This is a genomic window from Burkholderia sp. WSM2230, from assembly GCF_000472445.1.
Lineage (GTDB): Bacteria > Pseudomonadota > Gammaproteobacteria > Burkholderiales > Burkholderiaceae > Paraburkholderia.
On sequence record NZ_AXAJ01000002.1, the window covers coordinates 381,439 to 406,654 of the forward strand.

Here is a 25,216-nt window from a genome sequence, read left to right on the forward strand (position 1 = left end):
CGAAGCGCGGCCCGCCGCGTGCAGAAATCAAACGCGGCTTAAATGCCGAGTTCCTTGCGCACGTCCTGCCAGTTGCTGCGCACCATCAGCTTGCCGGTGGTTTGCGTGTCGGCGGGCGGCTGCTTGCCGTTCTTGATCCACTCGACGAGGTTCTCGGTGCTTTCCTTGCCATGCATCGTCGAGCTCACGGCGATCGTGCCGTAGAAGCCCGTCGGCTCCTTCTTCTGGAATTCGGCAAAGGCTTCGCCCGCACCGTTGATGCCGACGCCGATCACGTCCGCCGCCGGAATATGCAACTGTTCGGTGGCGCGCACGCCGCCCAGCACGCTTTCCTCGTTCAGCGCGAAGATCACCCACTTCTTGATGTTCGGATGCTGCGCGAGCACCGGCGACGAAGCGTTGAAGCCGCCTTCGTCATCGGTCGTCTTTTGCGGGGCGTCGAAGATGTTCTCTTTCTTGAAGCCGCCGGCGAGCAGTGTTTGCGTCGCGCCGTCGGTGCGCAGCTTCGCGGTCGGCAGCTCGTAGTTCGTGATGCGCAGCGCGCCGACTTCTTCCGGCTTCCAGCCGCGGCGCTTCATTTCATCGCTGATGGCCTGGCCAACCTGGTTGCCGATCTTGAACGCGGACATACCCAGATGCGGCACATTGGGGAGCGGCTTGCCGGTCGAATCGACCAATTGATCGTCCACAGTCACGAACTTCATGTTGTAGCGCTTCGCGCGCGCCTGGATCGCCGGTCCGAGACGCACGTCGGGCGCGCAGATTACGAAGCCCTTCGCGCCTTGCGCGCCGAGATTGTCGATGGCGGACAGCACTTTTTCACCGTCCGGCGTGCCGATGTTCACCACCGAAAAGCCGTCTTTCTGGCCGAGCGCGGTCGCGGCTTTCTGTTCGTTGATGAACCACGCCTGTTCCGGCATCTTCACGAGGAAGCCGACCTTCAGCGGCTGGTCCGCGTGCGCGGAAAGTTGCATCGCGAAGGGTGCGGCAAGGGTGGCCGCGGCGATCGCGGTCAGCGTCAAACGGCGAAGCTTGCTGGTCATGTCTGTCTCCTGAGGTTGAAAAGCTGCATTGATTTCGTTTGTGTGCAGCGAGGCGATACACGGCGTCAGCCGGGACTTGAAAAGCGGGCGAGTAAAGCGATGTGAGCGGCGCCGTTCATGTGAGTCACCGTTAGCTCGCCACGTAAGCCGTTTTCACGGCGGTCCAGAACGCGGCGTCCGTCGATCCATACGCGGACGCCTTGCGCCCGCCACCGGGCGCGTGATGTTCGGTTGCCGTCGTCGGCAGATTGATCGCGACAAGCCCGCAATGCACGTGACGGCGGAAATGCCGCGCGCGGGCAAGCGAGCGCGTGCAGATGCCGGCGCACAGGCCATAGGCAGTGTCGTTGGCGAGATGCAGCGCGTGCTCGTAATCGTCGGCGCGCAGCACGACGGCGAGCGGCCCGAAAATTTCGTCACGGGCGATCCGATGCTCGGCCTCACCAGCGAAAAGCGCCGGTTCAAAGAAGTAGCCGCGCGTCGCGCGTTCGAGCCGCCGGCCGCCGTGCAGCAGCTGCGCACCTTCCTGCGCCGCGATGCGGACATAGTCGAGATTGCGCTCGAGTTGCGCGGCATTCGCGACCGGGCCCACGTCGGTGCCGTGCTTGAGCGCATGGTCGACGGTGAGTTTTGCGAGCTTCGCCCGCAATGCGTCGATAAAAGGCTCATACAGCGCGCGTTCGACAATCAATCGCGCCGCCGCCGTGCTGCGCTGGCCGGTCGAGCCGTAGGCGCCGGTCAACGCGGCATCGACGGCTGTGTCGAGATCGGCGTCGGCCAGCACGACGAACGGATTCTTGCCGCCCATCTCCAGTTGCACGCGCGCCTGGCGGGCCGCGGCGGCTTGCAGCACGCGCGTGCCGGTTTCCGCAGAGCCGCTGAAGCTGATCCCCCCGACGAGCGGATGCGCGACGATCCGCGCGCCGACCTGCCGGCCGCTGCCCATCACCAGATTGAAGACGCCCGCCGGCAAACCCGCGCGGCTCACGATGGACGCGAGCGCCGCCGCGCAGGCCGGCGTCGACTCGGCGGGCTTGAAGACGACACAGTTGCCATGCGCCAGCGCCGCGCCGATTTTTGCCGCGGCCGTCGCGAGCGGCGCGCACCACGGCGCGATGATGCCGACCACGCCGAGCGGCTCGCGAGTCATGTCGATTTCCACGCCAGCGCGGGCCAATGCGACGGGCTCTGAGTACGCGCGATGAGCGTCGGCGGCGAGCAGCTTGAAAATCTGGCCCGCGCGCGTGGCTTCAGCCAGCGCCTCGGGCAGGGTCTTGCCGACTTCACGTGCAAGCAGCCGGCCGAGTTCGTCGCGGCGCGCGAGCATTTCGCCGCCGATCGCGTCGAGCGCGTCCGCACGGCGCTGGCCCGGGCTTAGGGACCATTCGCGGAACGCGGCGTTGGCCGCTTCAATCGCGGTGTCCGTCTGCCGCACGTCGGCCCGGACATATTCTCCAACCGGGTCGTCGAGATCCGAAGGATTCAGCGAAACGCCGGTGGTCGCGCCCGTCTCCCAGCCGCCATTGATGTAATGGCGCAGCGGGCTGGCAACGAGCGGGACGAGCGGATCGCGGTTCATCGACGGAATGGCGCCATATGGGAAGCGTGAAAGTCCACGAATGGTATGAGCGGGCGCAATAACTTTCCAATCCCTTTTTGGGCTATCCCGATAACAATTCCGGTATGGCATGATTGAGCCAACCACAAAGACGTTGGAGACAGGCCATGACGCGTAGCTACTCGAACTGGTTCGTGCGTGCGCGGCTCAAGACGCGGCAGTTGCTGCTGCTCGCCGCAATGGAGGAGGAAGGCAACGTGCGCCGAGCCGCCGACGTGCTCGGCATGACGCAGCCGGCGGCTTCGCGGCTTCTTAAGGAACTGGAAGACATGCTGGGCGTGAGTCTCTTCGACCGCACCCCGCACGGCATGCATGCGACGCTGTACGGCGAGGTGATGATCCGCCACGCGCGCATGGTGCTGTCCAACCTGAGCCACGCGCATGACGAAATTTCGGCGCTGCGGGCGGGGCTGGCCGGACAGGTTCGGATCGGCGTGATCGCGGCGGCGGCGGCCACCATGGTGCCGCGCGCGATTTCGAGCGTGAAGGAGCGCTATCCGCAATTGCAACTGTGGGCGGAAGTTGAGACCTCCGACGTGATGCTGCCGCGGCTCGCGGAAGGCGAGCTAGATATCATGATTGGCCGGGTGCTGGAGCGGCAAAACCAGTTCAAGACCGAAGTCCGCTATGAACCGCTCGCCGACGAGCCGCTGTGCGTGGTCGCGCGGCCTGGCCATCCGCTCGAAAACGAGACTGGGCTCACCTTGCGCGGCATCGTCAATGCAAGCTGGGTGCTGCATCCGCCCGGCAGCGTGTTGCGGCATCGTTTCGATCTGATGTTTTCGCAGATCGGCCTGAATCCGCCGCAAAACGTGGTGAACACCAACAACTTTCTCGCGATTTCGAGCCTGCTGCTCCAGAGCGACATGTTGGCGGTGCTGCCGAACGAAGTGGCGGGTCAGTACCAACAGTACGGCGTGTTGAAGCGCCTGCCGATCGATTTACCGTGCAGGATGGACACTTTCGGTATCATCACGCGCCAGTCGCATCTGCTGTCGCCGGCGGCCTCAGTGGTGCTGGAAGCGCTGCGCGAGGCGGCCGGCGAGGTGTACGGCACGCCTTCTGAGGCGCTCGTGGCTCGTTAAATGCTTCTTCCCGTTCATGAAGTGGCCGGCTGACGGCGCGGGAGGGACGCAAAATGTACAACAAACACGGAAGACGGCAACGCGCTGTCGACGACTCATTTTCCGTTCGCTCCGGTGGAGCGAGCGTCTGGTTCAGCAACGGCATGGCTCTGAAATCGACGATTTACAAGGCGGAATTGCAGATCGCCAACATGGACCGGCACTATTACGCCGATCATTCGCTCACCATCGCCCGTCACCCGTCGGAAACCGACGAACGGATGATGGTGCGCGTCGCCGCGTTCGCACTGTTCGCGCAGGAACGGCTTGAGTTCTGCAAGGGTTTGTCGGATGTCGACGAGCCGGATCTGTGGCAAAAGGACCTGACCGGCGCCATTGAAACGTGGATCGAAGTCGGCCAGCCTGACGAGCGGCGCATCGCGAAGGCCAGCGGCCGCTCCAACGAGGTGATCTTGATTGCCTACGGCGGCAGGACTTCGGACATCTGGTGGCACGGCGTGCGCAATAAGGTCGAGCGCATGCGCAATGTGACGGTGTGGTCGCTCGGCGAAAACGTGGCCGCCGAACTCGGCTCGCTCGCGCAGCGCACCATGCGCCTGCAGTGCACGGTGCAGGACGGCGAAGCGTGGCTAGGCAGCGCCGAAGCCGACGCGGTGAAGATCGACTGGACGGTGTTGAAGGCGCCCGCCAACGCCTGACATTCCACCGGCCCTTTGCGCGGCGTTCAGAGCGACGTCGCGCGAGCCGCTTGCGGCGGGCCTTTCAACTCGACCATGTTCCCCTCGGGATCGAACAGATAGAGCGACGGCCCGTAGCCGTCCGCGCCATAACGCACCCCTTCTTCGCCGAGCCGCGCGCCGTGCGCGACCAGATGCGCCTTGAGCGCTTCGGCGTCGAACGGTTCGACGCGCAAGCACACGTGATCCATATTGCGCGCCGCGCCGGGCGCGCCGTTTTCCGGGCGATCTATTTTCGCGCCGACCTGCAGCAGGTCGATCAGCGAGCGGCCCGCGCGCAATTGCGTGAGGCCGAGTTCGCGCTGCTCCTTCTCCAGCGTGCAGCCGAGAACGTCGCAGTAAAAACGCGCCATCGCGTCGACGTTCGCGGCCCGGATCACCACGTGGTCGATCTCGCGAATATGAATTTTCATAGAAACGCCTCTTCTCGCTCGTTTATCACCGTGAACAGCCAGTGTAGGAGGAAAGCGGGGCGGGCGTTGACGGAGCCCGAGCGGGTGGTCCAGAACGTACAGACGAAAAAAAGCCCGCTCTATGTGGAGCGGGCTGAATCCATATCAGGAGGAGACATGGAGGAGACAGGTACTAATATACACATGGGGTTGGTGCGACGCAATAACTTTTTAGGGGAAAACCCGATATCGTGCAAATTTGTCGCAGCTTGAGGCAAAACGTGCATATAGCGGGACTCGCGCGCCCCTGCCGTCTACGAGGAACCGCAATGACAGAGCAAGAACCGGAGCGTACTGTGTCGGCATGCGGCCTACATTGGTGAGCATCGAAAGCACTTTCCGGGACCATCATGAACCGCACCCATCATTCCGCCGAAACCGACACGGCCGCCAGCGCCCCAGCCTGGCATTCCGACGACGAACGCTGGGAAGCCGTCACCCGCCGCGATGCGCTCGCGGACGGCGCTTTCTTCTACGGCGTCAAGACGACGGGTGTGTTCTGCCGCCCGTCGTGCGCGTCGCGCCAGCCGCGCCGCGAGAACGTCGCCTTTTTCGCCGATGCCGCCGCGGCCCGCGCCGCCGGGTTTCGCGATTGCAAGCGCTGTCAGCCGGGCGGCCTGCCGCGCGAACTGGAAATCGTGAAGCGGGCGTGCGCCGCGCTCGACGCCGATCCGCAGCAGCGTCTCACGCTCGCGCAATTGAGCGACGCCGTTCACGTAAGTCCGTTTCATCTGCAGCGGATCTTCAAGCGGGTGGTGGGCGTGTCGCCGCGCGAGTATCAGGCCGCGCGCCGCGGCGCCGCGTTGCGCGATGCGCTCAGCCGCGGCGCGGACGTCACGCGCGCCACGCTCGACGCCGGCTTCAACTCGCCTTCGCGGATGTACGACAGCGCATCCGCGGAACTGGGCATGGCGCCATCCGAATATCGCCGCAAGGGCGCGGGGCTCACGGTGCGCTACGCGAGCGCGCCCACCTCGCTCGGCTTCGTGCTGGTGGCCGCGACCGACAAAGGCATCTGCAAAATCGGCTTCGGCGACGACACGGCACTTCTCGTCGACGAACTGCGCGGCGAGTTCGCCAATGCGAGTCTGCTGGAAGACGGCGAGCGCCTTGCACCGTTCATCGCCCAGATCGACGCCTATTTGCGCGGCACGCGTCAGCATTTCGATCTGCCGCTCGACATTGCGGCGACGGCTTTCCGGCAGCGGGTGTGGGACGCGCTGCGGCGCATTCCGTACGGCGAGACGCGCAGCTACACGGAGATTGCCGAAGCGGTCGGCGCGCCGCGCGCCGTGCGCGCAGTGGCAAGCGCGTGCGCGACCAATCCGGTTGCGCTCGCCATTCCGTGTCATCGCGTGGTGCAAAAGGGCGGGGCGCTGGCCGGCTACCGTTGGGGCTTGCCGCGCAAGGCCGCGCTGCTCGACAACGAGGCGCAGCACGCGTACCCCGTTTCTGCCGACCAAACCCGCAGCCCCGAAACCACTTCTGATCCGATCCTCGCTACCAAACTGGACCATGCCGCGTGAGCACGCTCGACGACGTTGCAACTCTTGAACTTCCCTACAAGGCCCCGTTCGACTGGCAACGCCTGCTGCGCTTCTTCCGCGGACGCGCGACGCCCGGCGTCGAAACAGTCGAAGACGACGCATATCGCCGCGCCATCGAATGGGCCGGCGAGAGCGGCACGCTCAGCGTGCGTCAGCATCCGCGCAAGCGCTGTCTGGTCGCGAGCATCGAAGGCCCCGTGAGCCGCCACGCCGACGCGCTCGCCGCGCCGATCGCGAAGATGTTCGACCTGCACGCCGATCCGAAGAAAATCGGCGCCGCGCTCGCCGCGGACCCATGGCTTGCGCCGCTGATCGAAGCGGCGCCGGGCTTGCGCGTGCCGGGAGCGTGGTCGGGTTTCGAGCTGGTGGTGCGTGCAATCGTCGGCCAGCAGATCAGCGTGAAGGGCGCGACCACCATTATCGGACGGCTGGTGCAACGCGCGGGCGAGCGTATCGAAGGGCATGCGCATGAGAACACGGCCTGGCGCTTTCCGACGCCCGAGGCGTTGGCCACCGTCGATCTCGTGCAAATCGGCATGCCGGGCAAACGCGTGGCGGCACTGCAAGGCTTTGCACGCGCCGTCGCGAGCGGCGACGTGCCGCTCGACAGCGCCGACGCCAGCGCCGACGCGGACAGCCTGCGCGCCGCGTTGCTGGCGCTGCCGGGCATTGGGCCATGGACCGTCGAATATGTGGCGATGCGCGCGTGGCGCGATCCCGACGCCTGGCCGGCGTGGGATCTGGTGCTGATGCAGTCGATCTGCGCGCGTGACCCGTCGCTCGTGCGGCCCACGCAGCAGCGCACGCGCACCGACGGGTGGCGCCCATGGCGTGCCTATGCGGCGATGCATCTGTGGAACGAGGTGGCAGACCGGGTTGGGGCTGCGCGCGGCGGTTAGGAATTGCGGGCTTGCAATCCCACACTAATGCCCGCAATAGCCTGGAAACCGTGGGGCCAAAGTCGGGGTTCCGGCGTGATAACAGAGGGGCGCGCGCCCCGCGAGAGCCCGCCGTAGCGGCCTCAAGCAGGCGCAGTGGCGAGATGTTAAAGTGCCCGCTACTGAAAATTCCGCCGAACGTTGTCGACCGCAAGCTGCTGCCAGCAAGCAGCGAAGCGGCACATGGCGGCCGACAACGCCCGACTCGCATCAATGCCAAACACGACCTCATCCCGCACGACCGACGCGTTCTTGCACCGCCTGTCCGTGCTGACTTCAGGGCCGCAGCGCGACGCGCTGCTGCGCGGCCTGCGCGGCATAGAAAGAGAAAGCCTGCGCGTGACGCACGAAGGCCAGCTCGCGCTGACGCCGCATCCGCGAGCGCTCGGTTCGGCGCTGACGCATCCTTCGCTGACCACCGACTATTCCGAAGCGCTGCTCGAGCTCATCACGCCGGCTGAGCACGACGTCGCGCTTACGCTCGAGAAGCTCGATACGCTGCATCGTTTCGTCTACGCCGAGCTCGGCGACGAGATTCTGTGGAATAACTCGATGCCGGGCCTGCTGCCCGACACTGACGAAGGCATTCCGATCGCGAACTACGGCACATCCAACATCGGCAAGCTCAAGTATGTGTACCGCATCGGCCTCGCGCTGCGTTACGGCCGCACCATGCAATGCATCGCGGGCATCCACTACAACTATTCGCTGAACGAAGAAGTGTGGCGGCTGTTGCACGCCGATCAGCAATCCACCGCGAGCGCCGTGGATTTCCAGTCGGAGCGTTACCTGGCGCTGATCCGCAATTTCCGCCGCACGAACTGGCTGCTGATGTATCTGTTCGGCGCGTCGCCTGCGCTCGATCGCCGCTTCTTGCGCGAGCGCAAACATACGCTCGAAACTTTCGACGCCGACACCTTGTACCGTCCTTATGCGACGAGCCTGCGCATGAGCGATCTCGGCTACTCGAACACCACCGCCCAAGCCGCGCTGCATGCCGACTACGACACGCTGCCCGGTTATCTCGACGCGCTCGCCAAGGCCGTGAGCCAGCCGTACCCCGCGTACGAGGCAATCGGCACGCAGCGCGACGGCGAATGGGTGCAGATCAACACGAACGTGTTGCAGATCGAAAACGAGTTTTACTCGACGATCCGTCCGAAGCGCGTGACGTATCCCGGCGAACGTCCGCTGCATGCGCTCGCGGCGCGCGGCGTGCAGTACGTCGAAGTGCGCTGCATGGACATCGATCCGTTCGAGCCGGTCGGCATTTCGCTGGAGACGTCGCGCTTTCTCGACGCCTATCTGCTCGTGTGCGCGCTCGACGACAGCGCGCCGCTGCCGCCGCCCGCATATTGCGAAGCCAACCAGAACTTCGCGCGCGTGACGACCGAAGGCCGCAAGCCCGGCCTCGAACTGACGCGCGACGGCCGCGCCATCGCCATGAGCGAATGGGCCGACGAACTGTTCGTCAAGATCGACGCAGCGGCAGCCGCGCTCGACGCGCTGCAAGGCGGCGACGCGCACGCCCGCTCCGTAGCGGTTCAGCGCGTGAAGCTGGCCGATCCGTCGCTGACGCCGTCGGCGCGCGTGTTGCAGACCATGCGCGACAAGCAGCAGAGCTTCCTCGAATTCGGTCTTGAGCAGAGCGAAGCGCATGCAGCCCATTTCCGCGCGCGTCCGCTGGAGGCGGGCGTGGCCCAGGAGTTTGCAGATCTCGCCGCGCAGTCGCTCGAACAACAGGCGAAGCTCGAGCGCGAGGAAGTCGGCTCGTTCGATGCGTTCGTCGCCGCTTATCGGGCGTACACGTTGAACCGCTTCAGCGTGTGAGCGCAGCGGCCCGCGCACACGTGGCGCGTGCAAACGGCAAGACAGGAAAGCGGCTCCAGTAGCCGCTTTTTTGTTGCGTGGTGCAGGGCGGTAACGACTACGCCAGGCATAGGTCGTATCGGCAAATTCTCCGCGCACTTCCACGTTTCTCTGATCCAAACGAAACACGCTCTGCACGATGCGGTCCAAACTCTTACGACACGCTAGCGAGAGGGAGGATCAACGTGATAAGGAAAAACCTGTTGGCCGTACTGTGCGTCGGCGCGGCGGCTGTTGGCGCGGCGGGGTGCTCGACCCGCGGACAAGTCGATCCCGACGTGATGCAGATCGCCACCACGCCGCTCACGTGTTCCGGCAAAGCGCAGTGCGACCTCTGGTGGCAGCGCGCGCAAACATGGGTGACCAACAACTCGAAGTACAAAGTCGAAGCCGCGACCGACACGCTGATTCAGACCGCCGGCCCCGACGGCGGCAAGCGCGCGCTCGCGTATCAGATCACCCGCGCGCCCAACCCCGACGGAACCGCGACGATAGGCTTTGCCGCGCATTGCGACGGCTCGCTTGGCTGCAAGCCGAACCCGTGGGAAGCGGGCGCCGACTTCAAGGAGTACGTACGCGGCGCGGCGCAGGGCACGCAGGGAACCGGGGTGAAGCCCGCGCAGCCCGCGTCCTCGGCCATGCATCCCGAGGCGCAGCAAGGGCAGTCGGTCGTGCCATCCACTGGAGAGGCCGCGAGTCAGTGACCAACGCATTAGTGGCGCGTTGTGCGCTCAGTGCCCCATCGAAGGCCCGACGCCTTTGCGCGGTTTCGTGATCCACACGAGTACGGCGAGCACGAGGAAGGCCGCGCACGAAATGCGGAAAAAGTCATTGGTGGCCAGCATATAAGCCTGTGCGGTCACCACCTGGTTCAACTGCGCCGTAATGCCGCCGCCGGAAAGGCCAATGCCCGCCAGCGCGTTCGTGTACTCGTTCGTGTTCGCGGCGTAGACGTTGACGTTATCGACCAGCATCGCGTGATGGCGGATCGTGTCGTTTTCCCAGTACGTCGTACTGATTGCGGTGCCGATCGCGCCAGACAAGGTCCGGAAAAAGTTCGACAAGCCGGAGGCGCTCGCGAGCCGTTCGTCCGGCACGCTCGATAACGTAATGGTTGTCATCGGCACGAAGAAGCAGGCCACGCCGATGCCTTGCACGAGGCGCGGCCAGATCACGTGATCGAACGGCACGTCGAGCGTGAACGTGGAGTTCCATAACGACACGAACGCGAACACGATGAACGCGAAGCTCGCGACGACGCGCAGATTCAGCCGGTGCATGTTCTTGCCGATCATCGGCGAGAGGAAAAGCGCGAGTATGCCGACCGGCGCGGTGGCAAGACCGGCGAGCCCGGCGGTGTAACCCATCACGGTTTGCAGCCACAGCGGAAAGATCACGACGGAGCCGAAGAAGGCCATGAAGCCGAACGAGATGATCACCACGCCTAGCGCGAAGTTGCGGTCCTTGAACAGTGAGAGGTCCACAACGGGTTCCTTTTCGGTCATCTCCCACACCAGCATGAAAGCGATCGCGATCACCGCGATCACCGCGAGTGTCACGATGAACGTGGAGTTGAACCAGTCGCGATCCTTGCCGAGGTCGAGCACCATCTGCAGGCAGGCCACGCCGATCACAAGCAGCGTGAGACCGACGGCGTCGATACGCTGCTGCGTGGTTTTCGTCTCACGTCCGCGCAACAGCACGAACGCGCAGATCGCGGAGAAGAGGCCAATCGGCACGTTGATGTAGAAGATCCACGGCCACGTGTAGTTGTCCGTGATGTAGCCGCCCATCACAGGCCCGAAGATCGGCGCGCAGATCACAGTCATCGCCCATAACCCCAGCGCAAGCCCCCGTTTCTCGGGCGGATAGGAGCGCATCAGAATGGTCTGCGAGAGCGGCACCATCGGCCCGGACACGAGACCTTGAGCCAGACGGAACAGGATCAGCGACTCGAAGTTCTGCGCGAAACCGCACAGCGCCGAGGCGATCGTGAAGAGCAGAACGGACAGCGTGAAGAGCCGCACCTCGCCGACGCGCCGCGCGAGCCAGCCGGTTAGCGGCACGGCAATCGCGGACGCAACCGAGTACGACGAGATCACCCACGTGCCCTGGCTCGTCGCCACGCCGAGACTGCCGGAGATCGTCGGCACGGCGACGTTGGCAATCGAGGTGTCCAGCACCTCCATGAAGGTGCCGAGCGCGAGCCCGACGGTCAGCAGCGCGAGCGCTCCGCCCTTCAGCGGCGCCGGCTCCGCCGCGGGCGGAGTAGCGGACGGGGCGGCGGGTTGAGCTGCCGGTTCGGCAGCGTTTGAAGCCGTAGCGGCCATTGTTGTTCTCCTCAGCGCGGAAAAGATTGTCGCCAGGTTGATCGCGTCGTGGGCAGCACCGTTACATGCTGCATCACACTCTGCCCAGACAGAGAATGGATTGCAACTGCGCCTCGAAAGGCGCCCATCACTTATTGCTTGCCGTTTTCCGGCGATGAATCGTCGAGCGTTGCGTCGGACGGTTCCCCGTCCGGGCACAGACCGCAGCCGGTATCCGAGCCGGAATCGATACCGTTGGCAATGAAGCGGCCAAGCAGATCGATCAGAGTCGCGAGGTCAGCGGCCGAGAATCCGCGCAACTGCTCGTTCAGCACGGCGGCGCCGATGCCGGGCAACTGCTGCGCGGCTTCCTGCCCTTGCGGCGTCAGCTCGAGCTTCACCATCCGGCGATCCGAGTCGCTGCGCGTGCGCAGCAGAAAGCCTTTCTTTTCAAGACGGTCGAGCAGACGCGTCATCGAACCGCTGTCGTAAGACATGACGCGCGACAACTCGAACGGCGTATTCGCGCGGCCGGCAGCGAGCATCAGGATCACGCCGATCTGCTGCGCCGTCAGTCCCAGCGGTTTGACCGCCCGATCCGTGCGCTCGACCAGCACATTCCGCGCTTTCGACAGGTAATAGCCGAGGCTCGTATCGAGCCGGATTTCGTCGGCTTTGTAGGGGCCGTCAGTCATTTGGGTACGGGGACATTGCAGCAAACCGGATTAAGAGGCGTGCAAGCCGCCGAAAAACAACAATGGGGCCGTGCAACGCGCACAGTATCTTGAAATTTACTTGCATAGTCAATATTATGTTAAGCAACGAGTTACGCGATTCGCGCCAACCGAGCCTATGTTCTGACCGCTTTTTTGTCCGCCGCTGACCCGGCGTGACCCAAGGATGTTCCTCCCATGCTGTACCTGAAAAATACCCTCGGCGGCCTCGGCCGCTCCCTGACCGATTCCGCTTTGCATACTTTGCACAGCTTCCAGGGGCCGCGCCGCTGGTGGAAGCTCGCGTTGTTCGCGGTGCTGTTCGTGCTGCCCGGTGGATCGGTAGGCGTCGCGGTACTGGCTTGGGTCGAGCATCGTCGGGCGCGCAAGGGTGCGCAGGGACAATCGGCGGAAATGGCGGCGCCGACCGCACTTCCGGCAAGCGCTGTCGCCGCCACGGCGCATGGCGCAACGAGCGCCTGCCAGGCGCGCGGCGAAGCGCCGTGCCGGGCAGCGGCCGGGAAGCTGGCGCGCAGGAAAATCCGCCCCGCTCCTCCCGCCGGTAACAGCGCGTAACCTTCGCGACACCGTCAGTAACACACCTTCGTCGCTGCGCGAATTACCCTTTCTGTTTCCCGCGCCTGGCGGGCTCATACGCTAACATGCCGGCACATCCACAGGCCGGCGCCGTCGTCGGCGGCATCGTGGCGTCCAGAAGGAAACAGTGCATGCAGTCTGACCTAATCTCACCCGCGCGGACATCTGCGCCGCGCGCCCTGACCATGGCGGTAGCGCTCGCCGCTGCGGGCCTCGTCGCCGCCTGCGCGGTCGGCCCCGACTACAAGCGCCCCGCCGCCGAGATTCCCGCGTCATACAAGGAAGCCGCGCCCGGGTGGAAAGTCGCGGAACCGGCGGATCAACAGGACCGCGGAGCATGGTGGACGATCTATCAGGACCCGCAGCTCAATGCGCTCGAAGACAAACTGAACGCCGCCAACCAGACCATCGCGCAATATGCCGCCGCATACCGGCAGGCGCGCGCGCTGGTCGGCGAGGCGCGCGCGGCGTATTTTCCGACTGTCGGCCTGACGGCGGGCGCCACGCGCTCAGGGAGCGGTTCTTCGTCGACCACGAGTTCGACGAGCGTCAGCCGCTCGGGCGTGTCCAACAGCTATAGCCTGCAACTCGACGCAAGCTGGGAGCCCGACCTGTGGGGCTCGGTAAGCCGCTCGGTCAACGCGCAGAAGGCCGGCCAGCAAGGCGCGGCAGCGGATCTGGCGAACGCGCGTCTGTCGGCGCAAGCCACGCTCGCCCAGACCTATTTTGCGCTGCGCGCGCTTGACGCCAACCAGAAACTGCTCGACGAAACCGTCGCCGCCTATCAGCGCTCGCTGCAACTCACGCGGAACCAGTACGCCGCGGGCGTGGCCGCGCGCTCTGACGTGATTCAGGCACAAACGCAGTTGCAATCGGCGCAGGCATCCGCAATCGACAACGGCGTGCAGCGCGCGCAGGACGAGCATGCCATCGCGGTGCTCGTGGGCGAACCGGCCTCCACCTTCTCGATTCCGCCCATGCCGCTCACCGCGACGCCGCCCGCCGTGCCGGCGCAAGTGCCGTCGGCGCTGCTCGAACGGCGGCCAGATATCGCGTCGGCCGAGCGCAAAGCTGCGGCGGCCAACGAGCAGATCGGCATCGCCATTGCCGCATTTTTTCCGTCGCTGACGTTGTCGGCGACCGGCGGCTTCGAAAGCTCGGTGTTCTCACAACTGCTGACGGCGCCATCGCGGTTCTGGACGGTCGGGCCGCAACTCGCGGCAACGCTGTTCGACGCCGGCCTGCGCCGCGCGAAAACGGAAGCAGCCCGCGCCGCCTATGACGAGAGTGTCGCTACCTACCGTCTGACGGTGCTAACGGCGTTCCAGGACGTGGAGGACAACCTCGCGTCGCAGCGCATCCTCGAACAGGAAATCGTGGTCCAGCAGCAGGCGGTGGAGTCGGCGCGTCAGGCGCTTGCCATCGTGACGAACGAATACAAGGCGGGCACGGTCGGCTACGTCAATGTGCTGACCGCGCAAACCACGGCGTTCACGGCCGAGCAGAAGCTGCAGACCATCGCGGGGCAGCGCATGGTGTCGTCGGTCGGACTGGTGAAGGCGCTGGGCGGCGGCTGGGACATGTCGCAGATGAACCGCGAAACCGGTGACGTGGCGGCACCGGCGCCACTGCCGGCATCAGCGGCCGCGCCGGTGGCACAAACGGGCGCCATAACAGCGCCCAGGCAGACACAGACGCCACCGCTAAGTAATTGAAGCTCGCCGGGCGAAGCGAATGCACCGCCCGCGGAACGCGGAAACGCAAAGAGGCATGGCCGGTCAACGCAACCAGTCATGCCTCTTTTTTCAACTAACCGAATCTGACCTGGCCGCGCATTTGTTGGGAAACCGAATTAGTTGGACTAAGGAACGGTTGGCTGGACTCGAAAGCACGAGATTGACTGGACTGCCCTGAAACCGCAGATCGAAGGATCACCGGGCGGCGTAGTTCGCCGTCTGGGTACTGTACTGATCGACGTTTCCTGCGGGAGCGCGAGAGACGCTTTACGACCCTGAACTGCCCTTCAGTTTTCTCCAGAACGGCCGTTCAACAGTCTGGGATGTTCGGATCAAAATATGATGTTCACGCCAGAGTTTTCTACAGCCGACGCCAGGGAACATACACTGATCGCTAATCATTTTGTCGAGACGCAAGCAGCGCTGAACCTCAGCTTTGCGTTCGTTCGGGCACGTGTACTCTTTGGCCGACAGCACGTGCCCCTGCCTGCTGCAAGATTTGTGGTGGTCTATGACGTCCGTGGACAAAAAGTGACAGGCGAGCTTGAAGATTGTCTTCAACGGGCGCTCGGGGACGTGGCCGATATTCGAGTAAAACGGGCATGAGCTTTCAACTTATGGTTCGCGGTGTATCCCTGAGGGACGTTGAGCGCAGCCTGGTTTTCCTCAACGGTAGAGCTGAAGTATTTTCGGTCGACTCTGAACACGTCGGGATCGCAATCCCGACCCGCTTGTTTGACGCAGTCGGCGAGGACAAGATTCGAGAAGCGCTACAGCACATGATGGTCTACGACCTTTACTCTGGCGACTGGAGCGGCTAGCAGTCTGTCTGCCGGCATGACGCATACCGCGTCGATCATTCGACCTTGATTTGCCGAGCGGGATCGCTGTGACGCTGAGGTGGGAAATTGTCGACGATCCGAATCCCAATCTCAAATGACCGTTTGTGGCCGCACTCTGCCTCGTAAGTCCCAGTATCCCTCGCCAGCGCCCCTCTGCAAGAAGCAAGATACCGATCCGAGGCGAGCCCTCCTGTGCACGTCATTACCTTTACTGAGTAACCGGAAGGCGCATCCAGCGAACTGCAACTATACAAATAAGGACGCCACCACCGATGATGGCAGCCAATGCGAACCACCCTTTCTTCGATGTTGGCAAGTCCGCTCCAGGCCCTGCCGCCGCTGTCACGAGTAACAAGACAACGGTCAAAAGACCGAATATTCCCCGACCTAGCCAAGAGAACAAGGTGGTCGCACGATCGACCAGACTTCGTTCCCGATACGGACTCAGCGGTGGGCGTCGAAATTCGGGTCTTTTGTGAAACAGCATTTTCGAGAGATAGTCTGCGGGCGGGGGGGGCCGCTTTTGCTATCGGCATTAAGAACTAGGCTGATTGCTCGGATTGACGATTCACGGATTCTTGCCGAACGGCCGCTTGTGGCCGTTACAGGCTATCAATGGCGTTCTTTCAGCAGTTCACCGGCGAACCAGACATCCTCATAGTCCGGCGCCAGCAATACACGCCATCCCGGCGGCAGTGCCAAGTAAGGAACGATGTTTGGACAACGCTCGGTCAAGTGAGCGACATAAAGCGGCTGGTAGAAGTCAGCATCCGGTGAGTACTCGCCACCGTAGATATACCAACCGCTCCTACCGTTCCCGGGAGACAGCCTAACCGCGTGAAGCGGTAAATGCTCAAGCGACGCGAGCGAGATCCCTACCTTTTGGTTCGCCTCGGGCGGCATGTAGCCTGCGCCGAATCTTTGACAAACGTGTCTTTGTTTGTTGGACATGGTAGCGCGGAATATTTTCATCCAAAGCGGATTGTCGCCGATCCTGCCGGCTTTGTCCGATGTCTCATGTTGGCCGACTACCGCCACGTTATTCCGATGCCGATAAGAATGAAGGCAATCCCGGAGATGAAATGAAAGCACCGTCCAACGTTAGTCTGAATCGGTATCGCGATGGCCCCGTATCTGACCGCAGTCCCCGCAGCGGCGCAGAACACTATGTAAAGTCCGTAAACACAGATCGCGAAGCATCCCAGCAAGGCAGGCCAACGCCGAGGTTCGGACCGATCCAACAACAAAATCGTTACTAGCGTTACGAAGGCTGTCAGAAGGGACGCGTAAGTACCAGACCGAAAAGATTTCATTTTTACGTTGCCGAGGCAGAGAACCAACCGCCCAGGAATTGTTGGTGAAGCGTATTGATGTGATTAGCGGCAGCCTCGGCCGCCTGTTGCCGCAGACCTAGGGGGGTCCCAGCAAACGTAGCAGCAGCGAGCACAGCGGCTCATACATAGTTGCGCTGAAAACAAAAGGGCGAAGCGCCTCAACCTCCTTCAATTCTCGTTCGCTCGTTTGGTAGGCGAAGCTGTCCCATATGCAGACTCTTGTTCTCGTCGCACCATGACAGCATATGCCCCGCATACAATGTCGCCGCACTCTGGACAGATGTAAAGCAGCACACGCATTCCGTTCTCAGGCGGAGCGTCGAGCAGCGTCGCGCGAATACGCTCGCACTCCTCCGTACCCGCTCACAAAGCAACCCATGAAATCGGAGTGTCCTCGAACATTTTTCACCAGCATTTCCAGCAAAGACTGTCCGTCTATCAGGAAGTCCGCAGAGGTTCTTTCAGTGCAGGTAGCCCCCCCGACCCGGTCGCTGGTCGATGGAGTATGCGATGTCCAAGTAGGTTCATGTTCATGTTCGTGTACGGAACTGGCAAATTTGTCGGCATTGTCAACGATTGAGGAGCCCGTGTCGAATAACCGTTTGTGGCCGACCGGAGCCCGCCGACCGAGTGCGAGGATGATCTCCGGTGAACGCGCGATGCCCAAAGGCGATGTTCGTTGTGCGCGATAGCGGTCATCCGAAATAGTGCATCATTGAGCCTTTCATTCAGCGGTGAGCGACCGCGGTAAACCCATGAAATGTGATTGCCACGATCAGCCTGCGATACGCCGGATTGACGGAACTTTGTCTTCCCTGTTTCCCGGCTTCCAGCATGTGGATTCTGGTTCCTGGAGAGCGCTTCTTCGATGCCCAGTATGCGGACAGCTATGGGCTGCCGATGAGTGGGAAAAATACCAGATGCAGCTTGCGGTAAAGGTCGCAGATGTGGAAGGCTGGAGCACTTCAGACGAGGCTCTGCGTAAGGAGTATCTTGCTCAGTCGCGTGGAGGAAATACAGCAGCGAAATGCATGTGGAGCGGCTGCAAGAAGAATCAGTTGAATGGTAGCGCGTACTGCGTCGACCATCTCTACGCCACTGGCGCGAGAGCCTGACGGCTCATGCGCTAGCACTTCGCTGCAACCATCGCTCCGATCCGGGTGTCGATGTAATGCTCCAGCCAGTTTCTCGGGTCTCCGAGATAGGCGTATTCGAGGTCTGGATAATTGGTCACATATTTTTGGCTCAGCGGGTTCTTTAGCCATACATTCACGTTTGGCATTGGCCAACCACTGCTGACCTCGACCATCACGTTACCGATAGAAAGCTCGGCGTGGAGTATCTCGCGAAGAGGGCCGCTGAGACGCGGCAAGATAACCGAAAGGTCATAGTCGTGGATCATGGGCGTCCGGACGCTCGGGCGTTGAACCAAGGCATATTGTCGACGATCGATGCGGCTTCGTCGATTGACCGGTCATGGCCGCACGCAGCCTTCCGTGGCAGGGGAACCGCATGCCAACTTCTACTCGCGTGCGAATCCAACGAATTCGCATCGCAAACCCGGCAAGTCCAACCTATTTCGCTTCCGGGCCGTGAAACGCGCGAGCGAGTAAACTGGTAAGCCTTTGATTTTTCGATGGTGGCCAGTCCAACGTATTCCGTTCCCCTGCACATTCGCAGGGCCCTCGAGCCCGAACCTCGCTCAATGCATGAACGACAAGGTCACGGTGTCCGGTCCGCTCGGCCTTCCGAGCAGGTTCAGCAGGCCCGCCAGATTCTCGCGCGCCTCGGGCGCGGAGGTCGCCGTGCCGCGAAACGACGTGGAAGCCGGCGACACCACGCCACGTCCGCTCAGCATCAACGGCCCCTTGATGGTCCGCAATTCGAGCGTGGACGACACGCCTTCGGCCTGAAACGCAAGCTGGTATGAGCCGAGCGGCTTCACCGGCGAAACCCGCGAACTCACGTCGTTGAGCGCCACGGTCAACTGACCGAACGCCTCCCGGTTGAAGCTGCGCCAGTCGGACCACGAGAGCCGCACATCGCCTTGCAGGTCGAGCGTGTTGAATGGCGCCCCGAGACCGGTCAGCAGCGAAGCGGGCACGGCGATCGTGCCAGGCGTCAGATTCGCGCTGCGCGGCGTCGCGTCGATGGTGATCGGGTCCGGCATCGCCTCGCTATGCCGCATGGTCATGCGCACGCGGCCCGTGAAGAGCGGCCAGAACGCAGTGCGCCATTCGATTCGCCCAGGCAGCAGCGTCGCGGCGCTCATATCGGAGCCGGCGGCCAGCATCAGCGTGGCGGAGCCGTGCCAGAGCGACCCGGCCGGATCCACGAGGTTCACGTGCCCGCCGCTCTGGCGGGCGAACTGCGGCGTGATCCACGCGGCCGGCAACATGGCGACCATCACAACCGCGTTGGACAACACTGCGACCAGCAACCAGGGCAGGGCGGCGCGCAGGCGCCGCATCCAGTAAGTCATGCGAGATCCCGTGCCAGCGCGCTCATTTCACCGTGGATGGCTGCAGCGACGCCGTCAGATCCACCTGGCCGTCTTCCTTGAGCGCGGTCACGTGCGCTTCCGCGACCTGTACCTTGAACTGACGACGCACGTCGTCGACCCAGGTCGTCCACGCGGGAAACGACACGTTCTTCATCTGCACCTGCACCGCGTTGCCGATCACCTGCACCTGCGTGGCCGCAAGGCCATGGTCGGCAAGCGATGCGGAAAGCGCGTCCTTCAGCGCGCCGCCGGTCGGCGCGACACCCTGAGCCGCCGCCGAGAGCTGGCGCGCTTCGTTGGCTTGCGCCGTCATCTGCGCGAGCTGGCGCTGCAAGGTCGGCAGCGATTCACGCAGACGCGCGCGCCCCTCCTGCGCGGGCGCCCACAGCACCGACCACGCGATCACCACCGCCAGCACAGCGCCGCCCCACGTCAGCAGCGCTTTTTCGCGGTCGGTCCGCTGCTCCCAGAAGCCTGCCCAAGTTTGAGCGAGTTCAGCTTTCATTGTCCGTTCCTGATGGTCCACTTGCCGGTATTGCTGTCCACCGCGCCGTTGAGTCCGTTGCGCGCGAGGCGCTTCGCGAAATCCGGATCGAGCTTGACCTCGGGCTTGAAGGTGACGTCGAGCCGTCGGTCGTGATAATCCAGTGCGGCAATGCCGTTGACGGGCACCGGCGGCAGCGACCGCGCGAGACCATCGGCAAGCGACAGGAAGTCGTCGGGCGACAACTGGCCGGCTGCCACGCGCAGTTGCTGCAATTGACGCGACATCTGATCGGGCGCATCGAGCACGACTGTCGTCTTCGGGAACGCGTTGAGCAGCAACTCGGTCATCTGCGTGTTGATCGCGTCACGCTGACGCGACAGCATCAGCCACTGCACATTCGCACCCACGATCGCGACCAGCAACGCGCCCGCCGCCAGCAGCACCGGCAGGCGCAGGCGACGCAGCGTCGCGCGGTCGAGCCGCCATGGCTGCGACGCGAACTCGAACTGGCACAGATCGAAGCGGCACGAGAGCGCGCGCCGCGCGAGTTGCTCGAACGGCAACGGACTCGCGCCGTGCACATGCGCGGCGAGCCGCGCCGGGCTGCTCGCGCCGAGACCCGGCTCGTTGCCCGGCACCTCGGTCAGCATGTAGAGCGACACCGGCGTTGCGCCGGCGAGCGCGGCAAGCGTCGCGTTCACCGCGCTCGCCGGCACCGCCAGTCCTTCGCCTTGCGCGCCGCGTGCAATCGCCAGTTCGACGCGCGGCGTGCCGCTTTCCACGGCGCCTTCCAGCAGCATGGCCGGCGCAGTTTGCACCACCGTGCCAAGTACGGCCGCTACCATCGGGACGACTTCGGGCGCGACTTCGGGCACCACTTCAGGCGCGGCATCCGACGATGCATTGGCCGCGCGTCTGCCCGGCGCGGTATCGCGCGCCGGGGTGCCCGCAGCCGGGCCCGCGCCCGCCAGTGCCGGCTCGGCCGCGCTCACCGTTTCCGCGACTTCGAGCGGCGCCGCAAGCGGCGCCTCCGGCAGGCAGCGCGTGACGGGCACGGCGCGCAAGCTGCGGTGACCGGCAGCGGAAAAGGCTTCGCAGATAAAGCGGAACCATCCACGGTCGACGATCGCGAGCACCTGCCGCCCGCCCGCGGCCGGTTGTGGATCGACGGCGATATGACAGGTTTGCGGGTCCTGGATCAATTGATCCTCGACGATATTCGGCAACGCCTGGCGCAGCTTCGGGCCGCGCAGCGGCGGCAGCGTGGCCGGCATCATCAGCAGGTCGCGCGCGGCGACCATCAGCACCGTCGATGTGGCGCGCGGCAACAGCGCAAGCGCCGAACGCCCGGCGCGCTGCGTGCGTCCCGACTTGTCGAGCAGCACGAACGGCAAGTCCGGCAGCTGCCATTCCTGCGACGGCACCGCCGGATCACGCGGCGGCAATAAGACGATCAGCGTGCTCAAAGGCCACTCTCTCTGGGAAAGGCGTTGTTCATAGTTGGTCTTGTACCCGCACGATACGCGTAGTGTGAGTCAAAGCATCGCGATAGACGAGCGTCGTGCGATCCACTTCGGCGCGCTCGTGCTGCACGCGGCCGTGAATCAGGAAGTAGTTCGTGTTGACGTCGAGCTCGGCGGGATCGATGGAAACGGACTGCACGCCCGCGCCGCGCAACGCGAGCTGCACATCGCCCACGTTATGGAAGAACACTGTCTGCCGGCGCGCGACAAACGCCTGCGCGGAGGACAGGCTCATGCCCGGCACCACCGCCGCGATCACCTCGGCGGATGCCGTATTCATGTTGACGGCCGACACCGTGGGCAGCACGGTGACGAAGGGCCGCAAGCGCGCGACCATCTCCGGCGTGTAGCCGGGAATGTCGAGCAGCGAATCGACGCTCGTCATTTGCAGCGGCGCGTGCGCGGCACTGTCTTCGCTGTCCTCGATACCGGGCTTGTCGGTGAAGCCTCCACCCGTCGCGCCGCCCTGGATAGCCGGCGTGGACGTCGTGCCGGACGTCGACGTGACGGTCTGGAACCGCGTGGCCGATTGGAGCAGACTCGCGCGCACCTGCACCGCCGTGTTTTTCGCGAGCTGGCTGTTCACGCCGAGCGAGACCAGCAGCCGCTGATAGGCGCCGATCTGCTCCGTGTCGAGCTGCATCACACCGGGCGCGGGGCTCGCGACCAGGTTGCGCAGATTGAACTTTGCCTGAGCGTCTTCGATCGATCCCGAAAGATAGGTCGCCGCACCCTGCTGCGCGCGCACTTCGCCGATCTGGCCGAGGAAGTCGGACAGCCGCGTCTTCGCGATAGGCACGCCCCACACGCCGCCGAGGTACGTGATGCCCGCGGACGTATCGCCTTCCGAGCGAAGAATCAGACGCGTCCAGTCGAGCGCGCCGCGCGCGACCCATTGCGCCTGCGCGAGCAGACGCTGGTTCTCGATCCGGCGCACCTGGACCTGCTGACGCCACAACATGCCGGAGACGAGGATCGCCGACAGCGCCACCACCAGCAGCGCGCTGATGATCGCCGCGCCGCGCTGCTGCGGACGTTGCGCATGCTGCGTCGCGTGACGCCGGGCCGCCGCGCGCGAATTGCGCTCGTCCCGCAAGACAACGGCCGGGCGTCGCGCATGGAAAGAGGAGAATCTCATCTCATTCTCCAATCAGAAAAACCCGCGTGATGGGACGCGCGAGCGACTTCGCGCCCACGCTCACTTCCAGCCCCGTCACCGAGCGCGGCAGCGGCGCGTTGCCAAGCTGCGGCACCTTGAGGTTGTTGTCGGCTTCCGTGATCGCGCCTTGCACGTCCTTCATCTGCGTGGTCCAGCCGACGCGCGGCACATAGAGGCGCGCGGAAATCGCGCCGACGCCGCCCATCAACGGCACGGCCGACCAACCTTCGCCTTCGCCGCCGCGCGTGGCCGCGCGAAGATCGCCGACATTGGCTAGCGGCGGCGACGCATAGCGGATCACGCGGCCTTCCGTGACGCGGTAACGCACCACTTGCAAACGCGGCGCGGAGCCGGGCAAGTTCATCTGCCGCACGATCTGCAAGGCGCCGCCCGCGAGCGACACGGCGGGCTGGCCGGACTCGTCGTCGGAGGCGGCCTGGCGCGCGTCGATGCGCATCTGGTCGAACAGCTGCGCGAACACGCGCTCGTCTTCCATGGCGTTCGTGATGGTCTGCCGGCCCCGAATGATCTGGTCGAGCCCGCGCCACGACAGCACGGCGATCACCGCAAGGATCGCGATCGCGACCAGCAGCTCGATCAGCGTGAAGCCATGCGCGCCCCGGCTCACGCGGCCGAGGCTGCGACTGCGACTGCGGCGGGGCTCAGAGCGAACGATTGGTTTCATTCGCGACCACCGTGACCATCTGGGCGAGATTGCCGGAACGCCCAGGCATCGTCACCATCACTTCGACGCGGCGAAACACCGGGTTTGGCGTCGCCGTTACCTGCTCTGTACAGATCAACTGCAGATTGCCTTGCGAACAATCGAAACTCGTCGAGCCGACATTCGGCCATGCATGCGTGAGACGCAATTGCGCGAGCGTGTTGTCCGCACTCCAGCCGGCGAGCAGGCGCCGGTGAAGATCGGCCTCGCCGCTCGCGAGCCCGCCGACCGCGCGCAACGATGCAGCCAGCGCGACTGCGATGATCGCGAGCGCGACAAGCACCTCGATCATCGTGAAACCGCGCTCGCGGTTGACGGCCGCGCGGGCCGCCGTGCTGCTGCGACGACGCATGTCAGTGCACCTCGTAGCGGCCATTGCCGGTGCCGACAATCGTCGCGCGGCCCACGGCGGAAAACAGCGTGATGCGCACAGGCACGTCGATCGCCTCCGTGCCGAACACCACGCGGCTCGCGTGCGAGTCCGAGCCCGGATAGTCGATCGTCACTCCGGTCACGCCGCCTTCCCACTGGCGCGGCTTGAGCACGTCGTCGCGCAGCGGACGCCAGCCGTCGTCCGTGCGCAGGTCGAAGCGAAAGCCGCCGTCCAGCGGCTGCCATGCGATGGGACGTGCGCGCACTTGCGCTTCGTCGCCGGCCGACTCGAACAGCAGCGCGAGACGCTGCGCTTCCTCGTTCAGGTCCGTGCGCGGATTGCGCGTCATCGTCAAGGCGGTCAAGGACACCAGCAGGCCTGCAATCACCAGCACCACCATCATTTCGAGCAGCGTGAAACCCGCCTGAAGCCGGCGGCTTGCGTTGGCGTTGACCTTAGCGGTGACGTTGGCACTCATGCCGGCGCGGCCGCGCACGCGCAGCGCCGCGCCCGCCGCGTGAGGCGGCGGAGTGGTCGCGACACGCGCATGGGTATTGTCTATTGCCACGAGCCCACGTCGGCGTCATTGCCTTCGCCGCCTGCCTTGCCGTCCGCGCCGTAGCTGAACACGTCGATTTCGCCGTGCACGCCCGGATTCAGATACTGATAGCTGTTGCCCCAGGGATCGTTCGGCAGACGCTCCAGATAGCCGCCGTCTTTCCAGTTGTTCGGCACCGGGTCCGTGGCGGGCTTTTCGATCAACGCGCGCAGGCCTTGCTCCTGAGTCGGATAGCGGCCGTTGTCCAGGCGATAAAGCTTGAGTGCCTGCATCACGGTGCCAATGTCCTGCTTCGCGGCGACGCGCCGCGCTTCGTCGGGACGGCTCATAATTTTCGGCACGATCAACGCGGCCAGGATGCCGAGAATCGCGATCACGACCATGATTTCGATCAGCGTGAAGCCGCGTTGACGGCGGCTGCGCAGACCCGCGATTGCTGTGCGGCGAGTGGTCGACAGTTGCATAGCTTGCTACCTCTTTTCAGATAAATTTTTGACTGCGGAAGTTCGCGTCTAGCACTTTGGATGCGATTGAACACGCCCGGCCGGTCATTTTAATGTCACGCAGTTGAAGGGTTTCAACCCAACGCAATTTTCACAATAGTCCGTACAATGAGGCGCATGAACGCCCTCCAAATCCGACTTCTGTCGCTCGCGCTGTTCGCCGTTTTCTGCGCGACGCTGACCTACTGGACCATCACGCTCACCACGATGTCCGGCGCGCCGCTGCCGGCAGCCGCCGCACACGCGCAGGTCTCGACCGATCAGGCCGCCACGCTGTTCGGCGGACAGCTCACGCGCACGGTCAATCAGGACGTGCATCTGTTCGGCATCCTCGCGCTGCAGAAAGGCGCCGCGGCCATCGTCAGCGTGGGCGGCGAGCCGCCGCATGCGGTCTCGCTCGGCGGTACGCTGATGCAAGGCGCAAAGCTCTCCGAAGTGCGCGCCCGCTCCATCGTGATCGATCGCAATGGCGCCCATTCCGAAGTATTCCTGCCGGCCAACGCAGCGGGCCCGACCATCTACGTTCGTTAAAGCGGTCCTATCGCCCGGGCCGCGCCGCACTGTC

Annotated in this window: 26 protein-coding genes; 11 read left to right on the plus strand and 15 right to left on the minus strand. The window is 64.0% G+C overall.

Annotation, left to right across the window (positions count from 1 at the left end):
- Positions 1–38: 38 nt before the first annotated feature.
- The gene (locus A3AC_RS0107225) at positions 39–1,043 is read right to left on the minus strand and encodes an arabinose ABC transporter substrate-binding protein (protein WP_025598106.1); all 1,005 of its coding nucleotides are present in this window, start codon (positions 1,041–1,043) and stop codon (positions 39–41) included.
- A gap of 130 nt (positions 1,044–1,173) precedes the next feature.
- Positions 1,174–2,622: an aldehyde dehydrogenase family protein gene (locus A3AC_RS0107230; RefSeq protein WP_025598107.1), complete on the minus strand. Its 1,449-nt coding sequence runs from the start codon at positions 2,620–2,622 to the stop codon at positions 1,174–1,176.
- Between the two features lie 146 nt (positions 2,623–2,768).
- On the opposite strand from A3AC_RS0107230, the gene A3AC_RS0107235 reads away from it, so the two are divergent.
- Together A3AC_RS0107235 and A3AC_RS0107240 are read left to right on the plus strand one after the other, a co-directional pair.
- The gene (locus A3AC_RS0107235; RefSeq protein WP_025598108.1) at positions 2,769–3,746 is read left to right on the plus strand and encodes a LysR family transcriptional regulator; all 978 of its coding nucleotides are present in this window, start codon (positions 2,769–2,771) and stop codon (positions 3,744–3,746) included.
- 143 nt (positions 3,747–3,889) lie between these two features.
- Positions 3,890–4,444 carry a YaeQ family protein gene (locus tag A3AC_RS0107240; protein ID WP_025598109.1) on the plus strand — a complete coding sequence of 185 codons (555 nt, stop codon included), beginning with the start codon at positions 3,890–3,892 and terminating at the stop codon, positions 4,442–4,444.
- Positions 4,445–4,470: 26 nt separating this feature from the next.
- On the opposite strand, the gene A3AC_RS0107245 is transcribed toward A3AC_RS0107240, so the two are convergent.
- Entirely contained in the window at positions 4,471–4,896 is a 426-nt protein-coding gene (locus A3AC_RS0107245) for a VOC family protein (protein ID WP_025598110.1), read from the minus strand.
- A 389-nt stretch (positions 4,897–5,285) separates the two neighbouring features.
- On the opposite strand from A3AC_RS0107245, the gene ada reads away from it, so the two are divergent.
- The 4 genes from ada to A3AC_RS0107265 all read left to right on the plus strand — a co-directional run bounded on the left by ada (position 5,286) and on the right by A3AC_RS0107265 (position 9,993).
- Positions 5,286–6,461 carry a bifunctional DNA-binding transcriptional regulator/O6-methylguanine-DNA methyltransferase Ada gene (ada, locus tag A3AC_RS0107250; RefSeq protein ID WP_025598111.1) on the plus strand — a complete coding sequence of 392 codons (1,176 nt, stop codon included), beginning with the start codon at positions 5,286–5,288 and terminating at the stop codon, positions 6,459–6,461.
- On the plus strand, positions 6,458–7,381 hold the full coding sequence (locus A3AC_RS0107255) for a DNA-3-methyladenine glycosylase family protein (protein WP_025598112.1): 924 nt from the start codon (positions 6,458–6,460) through the stop codon (positions 7,379–7,381). The genes ada and A3AC_RS0107255 overlap by 4 nt, the downstream gene beginning before the upstream one ends.
- A 252-nt stretch (positions 7,382–7,633) precedes the next feature.
- Positions 7,634–9,250, plus strand: coding sequence for a glutamate--cysteine ligase (gshA, locus tag A3AC_RS0107260; protein WP_025598113.1), 1,617 nt, complete (start codon positions 7,634–7,636; stop codon positions 9,248–9,250).
- A 224-nt stretch (positions 9,251–9,474) separates the two neighbouring features.
- Entirely contained in the window at positions 9,475–9,993 is a 519-nt protein-coding gene (locus tag A3AC_RS0107265; RefSeq protein WP_442856478.1) for a hypothetical protein, read from the plus strand.
- A gap of 27 nt (positions 9,994–10,020) precedes the next feature.
- Here the strand turns inward: A3AC_RS0107265 and A3AC_RS0107270 are convergent, their stop codons facing one another.
- Both A3AC_RS0107270 and A3AC_RS0107275 read right to left on the minus strand, forming a co-directional pair.
- On the minus strand, positions 10,021–11,619 hold the full coding sequence (locus tag A3AC_RS0107270) for a DHA2 family efflux MFS transporter permease subunit (RefSeq protein WP_025598115.1): 1,599 nt from the start codon (positions 11,617–11,619) through the stop codon (positions 10,021–10,023).
- A 131-nt stretch (positions 11,620–11,750) separates the two neighbouring features.
- The gene (locus tag A3AC_RS0107275) at positions 11,751–12,293 is read right to left on the minus strand and encodes a MarR family winged helix-turn-helix transcriptional regulator (RefSeq protein WP_025598116.1); all 543 of its coding nucleotides are present in this window, start codon (positions 12,291–12,293) and stop codon (positions 11,751–11,753) included.
- 216 nt (positions 12,294–12,509) lie between these two features.
- On the opposite strand from A3AC_RS0107275, the gene A3AC_RS0107280 reads away from it, so the two are divergent.
- From A3AC_RS0107280 to A3AC_RS0107290, 4 genes are all read left to right on the plus strand, one after another.
- A complete protein-coding gene (locus tag A3AC_RS0107280) occupies positions 12,510–12,887 on the plus strand; it encodes a hypothetical protein (protein ID WP_025598117.1) in 378 nt (125 codons plus the stop codon).
- A 152-nt stretch (positions 12,888–13,039) separates the two neighbouring features.
- On the plus strand, positions 13,040–14,623 hold the full coding sequence (locus A3AC_RS0107285; RefSeq protein ID WP_025598118.1) for an efflux transporter outer membrane subunit: 1,584 nt from the start codon (positions 13,040–13,042) through the stop codon (positions 14,621–14,623).
- 360 nt (positions 14,624–14,983) lie between these two features.
- On the plus strand, positions 14,984–15,250 hold the full coding sequence (locus A3AC_RS30345) for a hypothetical protein (RefSeq protein WP_156924581.1): 267 nt from the start codon (positions 14,984–14,986) through the stop codon (positions 15,248–15,250).
- Positions 15,247–15,465 carry a hypothetical protein gene (locus A3AC_RS0107290; RefSeq protein ID WP_025598119.1) on the plus strand — a complete coding sequence of 73 codons (219 nt, stop codon included), beginning with the start codon at positions 15,247–15,249 and terminating at the stop codon, positions 15,463–15,465. The genes A3AC_RS30345 and A3AC_RS0107290 overlap by 4 nt, the downstream gene beginning before the upstream one ends.
- Positions 15,466–16,098: 633 nt before the next feature.
- On the opposite strand, the gene A3AC_RS0107295 is transcribed toward A3AC_RS0107290, so the two are convergent.
- From A3AC_RS0107295 to gspG, 10 genes are all read right to left on the minus strand, one after another.
- Complete coding sequence (locus tag A3AC_RS0107295) at positions 16,099–16,437, minus strand: immunity protein Imm33 domain-containing protein (RefSeq protein WP_025598120.1); 339 nt, start codon at positions 16,435–16,437, stop codon at positions 16,099–16,101.
- A gap of 1,509 nt (positions 16,438–17,946) precedes the next feature.
- Positions 17,947–18,222, minus strand: a complete 276-nt coding sequence (locus tag A3AC_RS0107305; protein WP_025598122.1) for a hypothetical protein — start codon at positions 18,220–18,222, stop codon at positions 17,947–17,949.
- A 300-nt stretch (positions 18,223–18,522) separates the two neighbouring features.
- Positions 18,523–19,302 carry a type II secretion system protein N gene (locus A3AC_RS0107315; RefSeq protein WP_025598123.1) on the minus strand — a complete coding sequence of 260 codons (780 nt, stop codon included), beginning with the start codon at positions 19,300–19,302 and terminating at the stop codon, positions 18,523–18,525.
- 22 nt (positions 19,303–19,324) lie between these two features.
- The gene (locus tag A3AC_RS0107320) at positions 19,325–19,828 is read right to left on the minus strand and encodes a type II secretion system protein M (RefSeq protein ID WP_025598124.1); all 504 of its coding nucleotides are present in this window, start codon (positions 19,826–19,828) and stop codon (positions 19,325–19,327) included.
- Positions 19,825–21,276, minus strand: a complete 1,452-nt coding sequence (gene gspL, locus A3AC_RS0107325) for a type II secretion system protein GspL (RefSeq protein ID WP_025598125.1) — start codon at positions 21,274–21,276, stop codon at positions 19,825–19,827. The genes A3AC_RS0107320 and gspL overlap by 4 nt, the downstream gene beginning before the upstream one ends.
- 28 nt (positions 21,277–21,304) lie before the next feature.
- Positions 21,305–22,471: a type II secretion system minor pseudopilin GspK gene (gene gspK, locus A3AC_RS0107330; protein ID WP_025598126.1), complete on the minus strand. Its 1,167-nt coding sequence runs from the start codon at positions 22,469–22,471 to the stop codon at positions 21,305–21,307.
- Position 22,472: 1 nt separating this feature from the next.
- The gene (locus A3AC_RS0107335) at positions 22,473–23,177 is read right to left on the minus strand and encodes a prepilin-type N-terminal cleavage/methylation domain-containing protein (RefSeq protein ID WP_025598127.1); all 705 of its coding nucleotides are present in this window, start codon (positions 23,175–23,177) and stop codon (positions 22,473–22,475) included.
- Entirely contained in the window at positions 23,155–23,568 is a 414-nt protein-coding gene (gene gspI, locus A3AC_RS0107340; RefSeq protein WP_025598128.1) for a type II secretion system minor pseudopilin GspI, read from the minus strand. The genes A3AC_RS0107335 and gspI overlap by 23 nt, the downstream gene beginning before the upstream one ends.
- Before the next feature lies 1 nt (position 23,569).
- Positions 23,570–24,157 (minus strand): GspH/FimT family pseudopilin, encoded by a 588-nt coding sequence (locus A3AC_RS0107345; RefSeq protein WP_156924582.1) that lies wholly within the window; start codon positions 24,155–24,157, stop codon positions 23,570–23,572.
- The gene (gene gspG / locus A3AC_RS0107350; protein ID WP_013340976.1) at positions 24,148–24,612 is read right to left on the minus strand and encodes a type II secretion system major pseudopilin GspG; all 465 of its coding nucleotides are present in this window, start codon (positions 24,610–24,612) and stop codon (positions 24,148–24,150) included. Before gspG ends, A3AC_RS0107345 begins: the two co-directional genes overlap by 10 nt.
- Before the next feature lie 156 nt (positions 24,613–24,768).
- Here gspG and A3AC_RS0107355 point away from each other — a divergent pair, with 156 nt between their 5' ends.
- Positions 24,769–25,182 carry a type II secretion system protein N gene (locus A3AC_RS0107355; protein WP_025598130.1) on the plus strand — a complete coding sequence of 138 codons (414 nt, stop codon included), beginning with the start codon at positions 24,769–24,771 and terminating at the stop codon, positions 25,180–25,182.
- Positions 25,183–25,216 lie beyond the last annotated feature (34 nt).